11 protein-coding genes are annotated in these 13,169 nt (G+C 73.4%); 9 read left to right on the forward strand and 2 right to left on the reverse strand.

Translation table 11 applies throughout. The features are described from left to right. Positions 1-27: 27 nt before the first annotated feature. The gene (locus DEJ20_RS14785; protein ID WP_111236732.1) at positions 28-1,614 is read right to left on the reverse strand and encodes a long-chain-fatty-acid--CoA ligase; all 1,587 of its coding nucleotides are present in this window, start codon (positions 1,612-1,614) and stop codon (positions 28-30) included. Between the two features lie 98 nt (positions 1,615-1,712). After that, positions 1,713-2,618 (reverse strand): DMT family transporter, encoded by a 906-nt coding sequence (locus DEJ20_RS14790; protein ID WP_111236726.1) that lies wholly within the window; start codon positions 2,616-2,618, stop codon positions 1,713-1,715. Positions 2,619-2,689: 71 nt separating this feature from the next. Here DEJ20_RS14790 and DEJ20_RS14795 point away from each other — a divergent pair, with 71 nt between their 5' ends. The 9 genes from DEJ20_RS14795 to DEJ20_RS14835 all read left to right on the forward strand — a co-directional run bounded on the left by DEJ20_RS14795 (position 2,690) and on the right by DEJ20_RS14835 (position 13,163). Continuing rightward, positions 2,690-3,538 (forward strand): LysR family transcriptional regulator, encoded by an 849-nt coding sequence (locus DEJ20_RS14795; protein ID WP_111236727.1) that lies wholly within the window; start codon positions 2,690-2,692, stop codon positions 3,536-3,538. A gap of 70 nt (positions 3,539-3,608) precedes the next feature. Continuing rightward, positions 3,609-4,820 carry a sensor histidine kinase gene (locus DEJ20_RS14800; protein WP_111236728.1) on the forward strand — a complete coding sequence of 404 codons (1,212 nt, stop codon included), beginning with the start codon at positions 3,609-3,611 and terminating at the stop codon, positions 4,818-4,820. Then, a complete protein-coding gene (locus tag DEJ20_RS14805; protein WP_111236729.1) occupies positions 4,808-5,542 on the forward strand; it encodes a response regulator transcription factor in 735 nt (244 codons plus the stop codon). The genes DEJ20_RS14800 and DEJ20_RS14805 overlap by 13 nt, the downstream gene beginning before the upstream one ends. 69 nt (positions 5,543-5,611) lie before the next feature. Continuing rightward, positions 5,612-6,424: a fructosamine kinase family protein gene (locus DEJ20_RS14810; protein ID WP_111236730.1), complete on the forward strand. Its 813-nt coding sequence runs from the start codon at positions 5,612-5,614 to the stop codon at positions 6,422-6,424. A gap of 342 nt (positions 6,425-6,766) precedes the next feature. Then, complete coding sequence (locus DEJ20_RS14815) at positions 6,767-8,941, forward strand: ArnT family glycosyltransferase (protein WP_258377291.1); 2,175 nt, start codon at positions 6,767-6,769, stop codon at positions 8,939-8,941. 35 nt (positions 8,942-8,976) lie between these two features. After that, entirely contained in the window at positions 8,977-9,699 is a 723-nt protein-coding gene (locus DEJ20_RS14820; protein ID WP_111236833.1) for a response regulator transcription factor, read from the forward strand. Positions 9,700-9,755: 56 nt separating this feature from the next. Beyond that, entirely contained in the window at positions 9,756-11,318 is a 1,563-nt protein-coding gene (locus tag DEJ20_RS14825; RefSeq protein WP_111236832.1) for a sensor histidine kinase, read from the forward strand. 100 nt (positions 11,319-11,418) lie between these two features. Beyond that, positions 11,419-11,688: a hypothetical protein gene (locus DEJ20_RS14830; protein ID WP_071406090.1), complete on the forward strand. Its 270-nt coding sequence runs from the start codon at positions 11,419-11,421 to the stop codon at positions 11,686-11,688. A gap of 182 nt (positions 11,689-11,870) precedes the next feature. Continuing rightward, on the forward strand, positions 11,871-13,163 hold the full coding sequence (locus tag DEJ20_RS14835) for a bifunctional glycosyltransferase family 2/GtrA family protein (RefSeq protein ID WP_258377290.1): 1,293 nt from the start codon (positions 11,871-11,873) through the stop codon (positions 13,161-13,163). The last annotated feature ends 6 nt before the right edge of the window (positions 13,164-13,169 follow it).

Consider the following 13,169-nt stretch of genomic DNA (forward strand, 5'->3'; position numbering starts at 1 on the left):
ATCGCGCCTGCGCGGTCGTGGCAGGGGTCACGGAACTGCCGTCACCTCGACGCCGAACCGGTCGACGAGCTCGCGCTTGAGCACCTTGCCGCTCGGTCCGAGCGGCAGCGCGTCGAGGACGTGCACCACACGCGGGTACTTGTACGCGGCGATCTCGGCGGCGACGAAGTCGACCAGGACCTGCGGCTCGACGGACGCGCCGGCGTGCAGGACCACCGCTGCCTCGATCTCCTGCCCGTGGACCGCGTGCGGCACGCCGAACACCGCGGCCATCGCGACGTCGGGGTGGGTGGCGAGGACCTCCTCGACTTGCCGCGGGTACACGTTGTAGCCGTTGCGGATGATCATGTCCTTGGTGCGGTCGACGATCGTCAGGTACCCGTCGTCGTCCTTCGTGCCCAGGTCACCGGTGCGGAACCACCCGTCGACGATGGCCTCGGCGGTGTCCTCGGGTCGGTCGAGGTACCCGTTCATCAGGTTGTGACCCCGGATCACGAGCTCGCCGATCTCGCCGTGCGGCAGCATGACGATCGCGTCGCGGACCTCGGGGTCGGCGATCTCGACGTCGATGCCCCACACCGCTGTGCCGATGGTGCCGGGCCGCGGCGGTCGCCCGACGTGGTTGAAGGTGGCGACCGGCGAGGTCTCGGTCAGCCCGTACCCCTCGTGGATCGGCGCGTCGAAGACCTGCTCGAACCGCTCGAGCACCGCCAGCGGCAGCGAGGCCCCGCCGGAGATCGCGTACCGGAGCGTCGGACGGGCCTCGGACCGGGTCGCGGCGTCGAGCAGCGCCATGTACATCGTCGGGACGCCCATGAAGATGCCGCAGCCGTGCTCGACCATCGCGGCGAGCGCCGTGTCACCGTCGAACTTCGGCAGCATGACGAGCGTCGCGCCGGTCCGGAACCCGGTGTTCATCGTGCAGGTCTGCCCGAACGTGTGGAACAGCGGCAGGGCGCCGAGCAGGACGTCCCCGCGGTGCATGTCGAACGTGGTCATCAGGTTCGTGTTGACCTGTTCGAGCAGCGCGAAGTGCGAGCCCTCGGCACCCTTGGGCTGGCCGGTGGTGCCGCTCGTGTACAGGATCGTGGCGGTGTCGAACGGGTGCCGCGGCACGTAGGTGTCGAGCGGTTCGCTCTGCGCGGCCAGGGCCTCGAGCCGGTCGGGGCCGGCCGCGGACCCGTCGTCCGTCGTCGCCGGTGCGAGCACGGTCACGACGTCGATCCCGGCGAGCTCGGCTCCGGCGGCGCCCTCACCGAGCAGCGGGGCAGCACAGACGAGCAGGGCGGCACCGCTGTCGCGCAGGACGTACTCGATTTCGCGGCACTTCAGCAGCGCGTGCACGGGCACGGCCACCGCGCCGAGGGCCAGCGTGGCGTAGTAGACGCGGGGGAAGTCCGCGACGTTCGGTACGAGCATCGCCACCTTCGACCCCTCGGTCACGCCCCGTGCCCGGAGTGCCCCGGCGTAGGCCAGGGTCTGCGCCCACAGCTCGGCGTAGGTGGTGCGGACGTCACCCACGGTGACGGCGACGTCGTCCGGGTACCGTGCCGCGGACTCGGCGAGGATGGCTGCGACCGACGCGGTCGCGCGGGTGGTGTTGGTGTCGTGCATGCCGGTCTCCGTCTTCGTCGACGACCTCGTCGTCGTCACCGCCGATCCTACGGCTCGACCCGGCGGACCGGTCAGACAGGCGCGGCCCGCCGGACCGGTCAGACAGCGGACGCCGCAGGTTCCCGCCGACGGACGAGCACCCCGGACGCCAGGGCGATCCCGAGCAGGACGACGAGTCCGCCGACGGGCTCGTTCCACCGCACCCGCTCCCCCAGCACGAGCACACCGAGCGCCACCCCGACCACCGGCGTCAGGTACGTGACGGTGGAGGCGCGGCCGGCGCCCCACGCCTGCACGAGCCGGGTGTTCCAGGCGTAGGCCAGCCCCGTGCCGACGCAACCGAGCGCGACCATCGCGGCCACGATCCTCCCGTCCAGCTGCACCGGACCGGTCGCGATGACGGGCGCGACCAGCAGGAGCATCCCGGAGGCCAGCGTCAGCTGGACCGTCGCCAGCGTGACCGGGTCGTACGCGCTCGCCACCGCGACCCGGCGCAGGTAGGCGAGCCCGATGCCGTAGGACGCGGTCATGCCGAGCAGCGCGACCTGCCCCGGCACGCTCGCCAGCACCTCCGGGTCGGTCAGGACGTCCCAGGGGCCGACCAGCACGAGCACCCCGACGATGCCGAGCACGATCCCGAGCACCTGCCGTCCGCGCAGCCGTTCGGACGGCACGAGCACCGCGAGCGCGGCCAGCGTCATGATCGGGGTCGTCGCGTTGTAGATGCTCGCGAGCCCGGACGGCACCGTCTGCTCGGCCCACGCCATCAGCGACGACGGCACCGCGTTGAGGAACACCGCGACGACCGCCAGGTGCGCCCAGGTCCGCGGCTCCCGGGGCCACCGGCGACGGGTCGCCAGGAGCACCACGACCAGCGTCACCCCACCGAGCACGGTCCGCACGGTGGCGACCTGCTGCGGGGCGAGACCGTCGAGTCCGATCTTCGCGAAGAGGAAGCTCGATCCCCAGGTCAGTGCGACGAGGGCGTAGAGGAGGGCGTTCACGTGGCCTAGTGTCGGACCACCGGGTGACATGCGGCAAACGCATGTCACTCATGTCACCATGAGGAGGACGCATGACAGTCTCGGTCCAGCAACTGCGCGCGTTCGTCGCCACGCTCGACGCCGGGTCCTTCACCGCAGCGGCCGCCGCGCTGGGCGTCGGCCAGTCCGCGGTGTCCCACGCCGTCGCCGGGCTCGAACGCGAGGTCGGCGGCCCGGTGGTGCGCCGCGGCGCGGTCGCCGCCGCCACACCGCTGGGCGACCGTCTGCTGGCCCACGCCCGCAGCGTGCTCGCCTCGGTCGAAGCCCTGGAGGCGGTGGTCCGGCCCGCCACGGCGCGCGGCACCGTGCGCCTCGCCGCCGTCCCCACCGTCTGCCAGGGCCTGCTGCCGCGGCTCCGCGAGCTGTGGGCGGTGACCCTGCCCGACGTCGACGTGCAGGTCTACGAGGGGGACGACGACGAGATGCCGGAGTGGCTCGAGGCCGGCACCGTCGACGCCGCCGTGCTCGTCGACCCCTCGCCGGCACCCGCCGGTGGCGTGGTCGTGGCGCGGGACGAGATGGCCGCCGTGATCAGCCGCGACCACCCCCTCGCCGACCTGCCCGCACTCACCCTCGACGACCTGCACGAGGACGGCCTGGTGGCGGGCGGCGGTGGCTGCGAGTACCAGATCCAGAAGCTCCACGAGCTCGACGGCCGCCCGTTCCGCTACGCCCACCGGGTGCGGGAGATGAGCACGATGTTCGGGATGATCCAGCGGGGCGAGGGCGTGTCGATCGTGCCGACCCTGGGCCGTGGGATGCTGCCGCCCGACCTCGTGATGATCCCGATGGCCCGGCGGCTCGAACGGACCCTGGTGCTGAGCGGACCGTCGTCCCGTGCGTGGCACCCGTTGGCGCGGGCCCTGGTGGACGCGGTCTGAGACACGGGGCTCCTCCGACCTCCGACCTTCGGCGGATCCGCTCGTCGACGCGGCTCCCTAGGCTCGGGGCATGACCTCGACCGTGCTCCCCGCCGTCCCCCTCGGGCGCCGGGTGTGGGCGCAGACGTGGCGGGTGAGCGTCGCCGCGCTCGTCGGGCTGATCACCGCCGGCCTGGTCTGGCCGACGATGGACACCCGCGGGTGGAGCGACCTGCACATCGGCAGCCTGCTCCTCGGTGACTTCGCGGCCGGGGTCGTCGCCCTCGTCCTCCTGCCGTTCCGGCACCGCGCACCCCTGCTGATGACGGTCGTCATCGTCGCCCTCAGCGCCGTGTCGACGTTGGCCGTCGGAGCATCCGGACTCGCGCTCGTGTCGCTCGCGACCCGGCGCCGTGCCGTCGAGATCGCGATCGTCAGCGCGACGCTCCTCGCCGCCACCCTGCTCTACGACGTCTTCCTGGCGCCGGACCAGACCATGCCGCTGTGGCAGATCGTGATCGCCGGCGTGGTCGTGACCGCCCTGCTCGTCGCGATCGGCATCGGGATCGGGCAGCGCCGCGCCCTGCTGCTGTCCCTGCGCGAGCGCGCGGCCCTGCTCGAACGCGACCAGCAGCTGCGCGAGGACCGTGCCCGCGAGCAGGAGCGCGCCCACATCGCCCGCGAGATGCACGACGTCCTGGGCCACCGGCTGTCCCTGGTCGCGCTGCACGCCGGCGCGCTCGAGTACCGCGGCCCGGGGCTCACCCCCGACGAGACCGCCGCGGCGGCCGGGGTGGTGCGGGCCGAGGCGCACTCCGCGCTCACCGACCTGCGCGACGTCCTCGGGGTGTTGCGCGACCCCGCGGCGACCGGCGGCGACGAGGTGACCGGCACCGCGCCTCCGCAGCCGACGCTCGTCGACCTGCCCGGCCTGCTCGACCAGGCGCGTTCCGGCGGTGCGACCGTCCGGGCGCGCGTCGACACGGACGGCACGGCGGTCCCGACCGCCGTGGGGCGACACGCCTACCGGATCGTGCAGGAGTCGCTGACGAACGCCCGCAGGCACGCCCCCGGAGCGCCCGTCGACGTCGTCGTCGAGACCGTCCCCGGCCCGGCGATCCGGGTGGTGGTGTCGAACACGCAGGCCGACGGACCTGCGCCCGCGGACACCTCCGGGCACACGGCCGGGCACGGCCTGCGCGGGCTCGCCGAACGCGCCCGGCTCGTCGGCGGGAGCTTCCGCGCCGGCAGCGACGACGGACGCGTGCACGTGGTCGAGGCGGTGCTGCCGTGGACCCCGTGACCGCTCCCGTCCGCGTCGTCCTGGTCGACGACGACCAGCTCGTGCGCGTCGGGCTCCGGATGCTGCTCAGCGGCGACGACGGCGTAGTGGTGGTGGGCGAGGCGGGCGACGGGCTCGAAGCCGAGGGTGTCATCGCGTCGACCGCGCCCGACGTCGTGCTCATGGACATCCGGATGCCCCGGTGCGACGGACTCGTCGCCACCGAACGCGAACTGCGCCGACGACCCGACCTGGCCGTCCTGGTGCTGACGACCTTCGAGGGGGACGACCTCGTGCTCGGAGCGCTGCAGGCCGGTGCCCGTGGGTTCCTGCTGAAGGACACCCCGCCGCACGAACTCGTGCAGGCCGTGCGGACCGTGGCGGCCGGGCGCTCGATCCTGTCCCCGTCCGTGCTCGACCGGGTGATCGCGTTCGCGGCCGGTCCCCGCTCGGCCCGGGCGGCCGGTGGTCCGGGCGATGGACCGGCCGGGCCGCCGGTGGATGCCGCGGCGGACGACACCGAGGCGCGCCGGCTGCTCGCCCTGCTGACCGAGCGGGAACGGGAGGTCGCACTCGCCGTGGCGAACGGGGCGTCGAACGCGCAGATCGCCGCCGACCTGTACGTGGGCCTGGCCACCGTGAAGACGCACGTCGGGCACGTGTACGAGAAGTTCGGGGTCGAGAACCGGGTGCAGCTGGCACTCGTGGTGCACGCGGCCCGGCGCGGGGAGCCCACCGCGTGACCGGGTGACCGGTTCGCCGGGTGACCGTCGGCTGAACGGTCGACGGTGGCCCCTCGGCAGGATGGGCCGATGGCCGAGACGCACGTGAAGACGTTCACCGCCGCGGACGAAGCGGCAGCAGAAGCCGCCGGACTCGCCTGGCTCGCCGAGGCCGAGGACACCGGAGGCACCCGCATCGCCCGCGTACTCGAGCGTCCGGGCGCGACCGTGCTCGACCTCGAGCTGGTCTCCGACGGCTCCCCCACCGCCGCCCAGGCCGAGCGGTTCGGCCGCTCCCTCGCGCACACGCACGCGGCCGGCGCCGACCACTGGGGTGCGCCGCCCGCCGGCTGGACCCGCGGTGCGGCGCTGCGGATGGGCCGCTCGCGCACGCCGTTCGTCGCGGCCGAGCAGGCACTGGCGACCTGGGGCGAGTTCTTCGCCGAGTACCGCATCCGCGACTTCGTCCGCCGCATCGTCGACGCCGGCGGGTTCGACCACGCCGAGGCCGCGGTGTTCGAGCGGGTCGCCGCACGCGTGCAGGACGGCACGCTCGGGTCGCCGCAGCCCGCGCTCGTCGGGGACCGACCCGCTCGCCTGCACGGCGACCTGTGGGCCGGCAACGTCCTCTGGCCGACGGACTCGTCCGAACCGACCGGCGCCGTGCTCATCGACCCGATCGCCCACGGTGGGCACGCGGAGACCGACCTGGCACTGCTCGGGCTGTTCGGGCTGCCCCGGCTCGAGACGGTGCTCGCCGCCTACGACCGGGAGTCACGGCTGGCCGACGGTTGGCAGGAGCGCGTCGAGCTCCACCAGCTCGCGCCGCTGCTGCTGCACGTGTTCCTGTTCGGCGGCTCGTACACCGGGGCAGCACTCCGGGCAGCGCGGCGGTACGCCTGACCCCTCGCACCGTGCGGCCTCGCTCACCCCGTGCGGGGTTGCCGCCCCGGTACCGGCGCCGCACCGTGCAGCCTCGCTCACCCCGTGCGAGGTTGCCCGCCCCGGTGCCGGCGCCGCACCGTGCAGCCTCGCTCACCCCGTGCAGGGTTGCCCGCCCCGTGCAGCGCTACAACCACGCACCGAGCAGGCAACCCCGCACGGACCGGACGACAGCGCACCGTGCGCTGGGCCGCCCACCGCCCACCGCCCGCCGCCCGCCGGCCAGCCGCGCACCGTGCGTCCTTAGCGCGCACACAGCCGGCGCAGTGCAGCAGTCGGGGAACGCCCCGGATGCTCATCGACATGACCACGTACCCGATACCCGTGACCGACCGACGCGACCCCGCGCGCAGTGCCGCGCGGGATCGGCGCCGCCCGCCCCTCGCCCGGCTGTTCCTCGGCGAGCGCGAGGACGCCCGCTGGCTCCGGCCGGCGTTCTGGGCGCTCCTGGCCGTGACCGCCGTGGTGTACCTGTGGGACCTCAGCGTCTCCGGGTACGCCAACAGCTTCTACGCCGCCGCCGTGCAGGCCGGCACGAAGTCGTGGGAGGCGTTCTTCTTCGGCTCCCTCGACTCGTCGAACTTCATCACGGTCGACAAACCGCCGGCCTCGCTGTGGGTGATGGTGCTGTCGGCCCGGCTGTTCGGCTTCTCGAGCTTCAGCCTGCTGCTCCCCCAGGCGCTGATGGCCGTCGCTTCCGTCGCCCTGGTCTGGGGCACGGTCCGCCGCACCCTGGCCCGGCTCGGCGCCACCACGGCGAACGTCGGCGCCCTGCTCGCGGGCTTCGTCGTCGCAGCGACCCCAGCGGCGGCGCTGATGTTCCGCTTCGACAACCCGGACGCCCTGCTCGTCCTGCTGATGACCGCCGGGGCGTACTGCACGGTGCGGGCGCTGCCGAAGGGCAGCTGGAAGTGGATCGCGCTCGCCGGGGTCGCCCTCGGGTTCGCGTTCCTGACGAAGATGCTGCAGGGCCTGCTCGTCCTGCCCGCCTTCGGCCTCGTCTACCTGTTCGCCGCCCGCACCGGCTGGGGCCGACGCGTGATCGGTCTGCTCGTCGCGGCCGGCTCCCTCGTGGTGGCCGCCGGCTGGTGGGTCGTCGCCGTGTGGCTCTGGCCCGCCGAGTCCCGCCCGTACATCGGCGGCTCGACGAACAACACCGTCCTCGACCTGGTGTTCGGCTACAACGGCCTCGGCCGGATCTTCGGGGGCTCGGGCAACGGGGGCGGAGGCGGCGGCATGACCGGCGGCACCGCCGGAGGCTCGTTCGGCGGCTCGACGGGCCTGAACCGCCTGTTCTCGTCCGAGATGGGGCTCGAGATCTCGTGGCTCCTGCCCGCGGCGCTCATCGCCCTGGTCGTCGGGCTGGTCGTCGTCGGCCGTCGGCACCTGGCCGATCCCGCACGCGCCGGGCTGGTCCTGTGGGGCGGATGGCTCCTGGTCACCGGACTCGTGTTCTCGTACATGTCCGGCACGATCCACCCGTACTACACGGTCGCCCTCGCCCCGGCCATCGCCGGACTCGTCGGTACCGGCGGTGCCCTGCTCTGGCACGCCCGAGCGCGGTTCGTCGGCCGCCTCGGCCTCGCTGCGATGATCGGCGCCACGGCGTTCTGGGGCTGGTGCCTGCTCAACGAGAACCCGACCTGGCTGCCCTGGCTGCGCTGGGTGATGCTCGCCGGCGGGCTGCTGTCCGCAGCACTGATCGTCATCGGCAGCGTGCCGTCGCTGCGCAGGCTCGTCACGATCGGCGTCCTCGCCGGCACCCTGTTCGGGCTGTCCGGCACCACCGCCTACGCCCTCGCCACGACGACCGTCGCGCACTCCGGTTCGATCCCGAGCGTCGGTCCGGCGGGCAGCAGCTCCGGCGGGACGGGCGGCGGTGGTACCGGTGGCTTCCCGGGAGGCACGGGCGGACCGGGTGGGTCGACCTCCGGCTCCGACGACGGCGGCTCCGACAGCACGTCGGACACCCAGCAGGGTCCCGGCGGGACCCCGCCGGAGGGCGCGTCCGGCGAGGCGCCGGAGATGCCGGACGGCACGTCCGGTACGGCACCGGGCAGTGGCCAGGACGGCACGGACGACGCGACCTCCGAGGGTGGGTCGGGGACGGGCCTCCAGGCCGGGGGTGGTGGCGAGGGTGCGTCGACCTCGTCCGCCCTGCAGGAGCTGCTCGAGGCATCCGACGCGAAGTGGGCGGCCGCGGTCAACGGATCGCAGTCGGCCGCACAGCTCGAACTCGACACCGACACCGCCGTGATGGCGATCGGCGGCTGGTCGAGCGACCCGGCACCGACACTCGCGCAGTTCAAGGCGTACGTCGCCGACGGCGACATCGGGTACTACGTGTCGTCCGGCTCCGGTGGCGGCATGGGCGGCGGCTCGTCGACCGCGTCGGCGATCCAGGAGTGGGTCGCGGCGAACTACGAGTCGACGACCGTCGGCGGCCAGACCGTCTACGACCTGAGCAGCACGGAGTGATCGGCGACGAGGGCGCGGTGGATAGGCTCCGGGACATGCCCGGTCCCCCGCTGCAGCGCACCGACGGCTCCCCCGTCCGCGCCCTCGTCGTCGACGACGAGCACGCCCTGGCCGATGCCGTCGCCCTGGCGTTCGCGGGCGACGGCTGGGCCGTGCGGTCCGTGCACCGCGGGCGCGATGTGCTGTTCGCGGCCCGGGAGTTCCAGCCGGACGTGATCGTGCTCGACGTGATGCTGCCGGACATCGACGGGTTCGAGGTGCTCGAACGGCTCCGCGACGCCCGCGACGGCGTGCGGGTGCTGTTCCTCACCGCACGCGACGCCCCCGAGGACCGGCTCGCCGGGCTGACCGGCGGCGGCGACGACTACCTGACCAAGCCCTTCGGCATCGAGGAGCTGCTGGTCCGTGCGCGGATCCTGGCGCGCACCTCGAACCGGGTAGCCGCGGCCGGGGCGAGCGCCGAGGTCGTGGTCGGGGACCTCCGGCTCGACGAGGACGCCCGCTCGGTCAGCCGTGCCGGGGACCCGATCGAGCTCACGCCGACCGAGTACGAACTGCTGCGACACCTGGCCCGGAACGCCAACCGGGTGCTGTCCCGCGACCAGCTGCTGGCGAGCGTGTGGGGCATGGACTTCGGCACGTCGTCGAACCTGGTGGACATGTACGTGTCGTACCTGCGGAAGAAGCTCGACGCCGGACGCGAGCCGATGCTGCAGACCGTCCGTGGGGCGGGGTACGTGCTCCGGCCGGCGACGTGAGCCGGCCCGGGCGCACCGGGCGTGTGCCGTCGTTGCGCTGGCGGATCGTGGCGGCCGTGGCCCTGCTGCTCGTGGCGACGAACGTCGTCGTGGGGGCGGTGACCGTCGTCGCGTTCCGGGGGTACCTGGTCGACCGGCTCGATGCGGAGCTGTCGACGGCGGCGATGCGGACCGTCGGCGGACGGGACGGGGCCGAACCGCCGCCGGGGGCCTCCGGGCCGCCGCCGGGGTCGTCGTCCTCGTCGTCGTCCTCGTCCTCGTCCTCGTCGGACGATCTGCCGGATCCCGACAACGCCTTCATCGGTGCGCCGGGGCAGTCTGCGGGCACGGTCATCGCCATCGTCCGCGACGGCGACGTGGTGCTCGGTGGCTACACCGACGGGGACGGTGACCAGCGCCGCCTGACCGCGGCGCAGCAGCGGACCCTCGCCGCGGTGCAGACCGGCGGTGACCCCGTGACGGTCGGACTCGGCGCGCTCGGCGACCACCGGGTGCAGGCGGTCGGCGACGACGGCGACGTGTTCGTCACCGCGCTCCCCCTCGGTGACCTCGACGCCGCGATCGCCCGACTGCTGCTCGTCATCGGGGTCGTCACGGTCCTCGGGCTCGCCGTCGCCGCGTGGGCCCTCACGGTGCTCGTCCGTCGATCGCTCCGGCCGCTGGAACGGGTCGCCGCGGTGGCGTCCGGCGTGACCGCACTCGACCTGGAACGCGGAGACCCGGACATCCCCGTCCGTGTGTCCGACTCCGACCTGCGCGCGAACCGCGAGGTCGCGCAGGTCGGCAACGCGCTGAACCGGCTGCTGGGCCACGTCGCCCGGGCGCTCACCGTCCGTCGTGACGCCGAGGCCGGCATGCGGACGTTCGTCGCCGACGCCTCGCACGAGCTGCGGACCCCGATCGCCACCGTCCGGGCGTACGCCGAGCTGTCGGAGCGGACCTCCGACCTGGACGCCGTGCACCGCAACGTCGATCGGATCGGACGCGAGGCCGTCCGGATGGGCGACCTCGTCGACGAGCTGCTGCTGCTCGCACGGCTCGACGCCTCGGCCCTGGTGTCGGAGGTTCCGGCGTCGCAGGTCCTTCGCGAGCCGGTCGACCTGACCTCGCTCGTCGTCGAGGCCACAATGGACGCCCGTGCGACCGCGCCGGACCACCGGTGGACGCTGCAGATCGTGGACGACCAGCCGGTGACCGTGGCCGGCGACGAGGTGCAGCTCCGGCGGGTGGTCACGAACCTGTTGACCAACGCCCGGACGCACACGCCGCCGGGGACGGCCGTCGTGGTGTCGTTGCAGTCGGTGCCCGGGTCGGGGTCTGCGCCTGCGTCTGCGTCTGCGTCGGACGGTGCCGTTGTCCGCTTCGTCGTGGCGAACGACGGGCCGCCGATCCCCACCGAGTCCCTGCCGACCCTGTTCGACCGGTTCACCCGGGGCGAGGCTTCGCGCTCACGGGAGCACGGCACGAGCGGCCTCGGGCTCGCGATCGTCCGAGCCGTGGTCCTGGCGCACGGCGGCAGTGTGCGGGTCGCGTCCGAGCCCGGCCGGACCGCGTTCACCGTGGACCTGCCGGCCTCGGCCGGCGACGGGCTGACGGGGGGCGCTTCGGGCGCTTCGTGAGCAGAAGACGTTCGGTGCCGCGACCGCATTCGACATCTCCTGCTCACCGAGTGCCGTCCCGGTCGCATACTGGTCGGAGAACGCCGGACGAGGAGGCCCCGTGACGAACGCGTACGACAAGCTCCCGGGCCGCCCGGACCCCGCCGACCTGGTGGTCGAGGTCCCGGCGTTCGAGGACGACCGCCCCCAGCCAGAACCCGCACCGCCCGCCGCGGCGCCGGAGCTCGTGGCCGCGACCGAGTTCGCGCGCTCCTCGCACGCACCGCCCACGATCCGTCGGACGCAGATGCGTGCGGGCGCGTGGATCGCGGGCGTCCCGATCGCGGCGCTCGTGGTCGTCGCGATCGTGCAGATCCTGCTGCCCCGCTGACCGAGAGCGCAGCGGGGCGGGGCGCCCGGACGCCTTCTCACGCGCTCAGCGACACCGCACGCACCGACCGCGTGAGGTGTCGCTGAGCAAGAAATCCGGGCGTGGTGCCTGCGGACCCGTTCTTACCAGGGCCACAGCGCCCTGCCTCGGCCCCCGTAGCCCCGCTGCCGAGCATGAGCGGCATGACGGAGACGAACCAGCCCCTCGACATCGACATCGACATCGTCGTCCCCTGCTACAACGAGCAGGACACGCTCGCCGCCCACGTGCGACGGCTCCACACGTTCTGCCGGACGTCGTTGCACCACTCGTGGCGGATCACGATCGCGGACAACGCCTCGACCGACGACACCGCCCGGATCGCCGACGACCTCGCCGCGATGCTCCCCGGCGTGCACGCGGTGCACCTGCCCGAGAAGGGCCGGGGCCGCGCGCTCAAGGAGGTCTGGGCAGCGTCGCCGGCGACCGTGCTCGTGTACGTGGACGAGGACCTGTCCACCGACCTCGCCGCGCTCGAACCCCTCGTGGCACCCCTGCTGTCGGGGCACTCGGACCTGGCGATCGGCACCCGGCTGGCAGGTTCGTCGCGCGTGGTGCGCGGCAGCAAGCGGGAGTTCATCTCGCGCTCGTACAACCTGCTGCTCCGGACGACGATGGGGGTGTCGTTCTCGGATGCGCAGTGCGGGTTCAAGGCGGTCACGAAGGCCGCTGCCGACCACCTGCTGCCGTTGTGCGAGGACGACGCCTGGTTCTTCGACACCGAGCTGCTCGTGCTGGCCGAGCACGCGGGACTCCGCATCCACGAGGTCCCCGTCGACTGGGTCGACGACGTCAACTCCTCGGTGCACATCGCGTCGACCGCGACCGAGGACCTGAAGGGCATGTGGCGGGTGTCGAGGAACATCGCCACCGGGCGGGTGCCGATCAGCACGGTCTACGCGGCGATCGGTCGGCAGCCGTTCACCCCACCGAGCGTGGGGTTCCCGGGGCAGGTCCTGCGGTTCGGGGCGATCGGGGTGCTCTCGACCCTGGCGTTCGCCGCCCTGTACGCCCTGTTCCGGCCGGCGATCGGCGCCCAGACCGCGGACTTCCTCGCGCTGCTGGTCACGGCGATCGGCAACACCGCTCTGAACCGGCGGTTCACGTTCGGGGTGCGGGGCCGTGCGGGAGCGGGTCGGCACCACGTGCAGGGCCTGGTCGTGTTCGGCATCGCCTGGGCGATCACGTCGGGGTCGCTGGTGGTGCTGCACGCGTCGGTACCGGGCGCTTCGCACGGTGCGGAGATCGCGGTGCTGACGGCAGCCAACCTGGTGGCGACGTGCGTGCGCTTCGTGCTCTTCAAGGCGTGGGTGTTCCGCACCGGTCGCCGTCACCCGGAGCTCGTCCGCCCCGGAACGACCCCCGCCGCCGACGCGAGCACGGCGGTCACGGAGCCGATCGCGGTGAGCGACCGAACCGGCGAGCGAGCAGCCTGACACCGT

The sequence above is a fragment of the Curtobacterium sp. MCSS17_005 genome, assembly GCF_003234225.2.
Classification (GTDB): Bacteria; Actinomycetota; Actinomycetes; order Actinomycetales; family Microbacteriaceae; genus Curtobacterium; species Curtobacterium flaccumfaciens.

Coding starts and splice junctions, on each gene's coding strand:
- DEJ20_RS14785 (WP_111236732.1), bottom strand. CDS start 1,614: ATGCACGACACCAACACCACCCGCGCGACCGCGTCGGTCGCAGCCATC.
- DEJ20_RS14795 (WP_111236727.1), top strand. CDS start 2,690: ATGACAGTCTCGGTCCAGCAACTGCGCGCGTTCGTCGCCACGCTCGAC.
- DEJ20_RS14800 (WP_111236728.1), top strand. CDS start 3,609: ATGACCTCGACCGTGCTCCCCGCCGTCCCCCTCGGGCGCCGGGTGTGG.
- DEJ20_RS14810 (WP_111236730.1), top strand. CDS start 5,612: ATGGCCGAGACGCACGTGAAGACGTTCACCGCCGCGGACGAAGCGGCA.
- DEJ20_RS14815 (WP_258377291.1), top strand. CDS start 6,767: ATGACCACGTACCCGATACCCGTGACCGACCGACGCGACCCCGCGCGC.
- DEJ20_RS14820 (WP_111236833.1), top strand. CDS start 8,977: ATGCCCGGTCCCCCGCTGCAGCGCACCGACGGCTCCCCCGTCCGCGCC.
- DEJ20_RS14835 (WP_258377290.1), top strand. CDS start 11,871: ATGACGGAGACGAACCAGCCCCTCGACATCGACATCGACATCGTCGTC.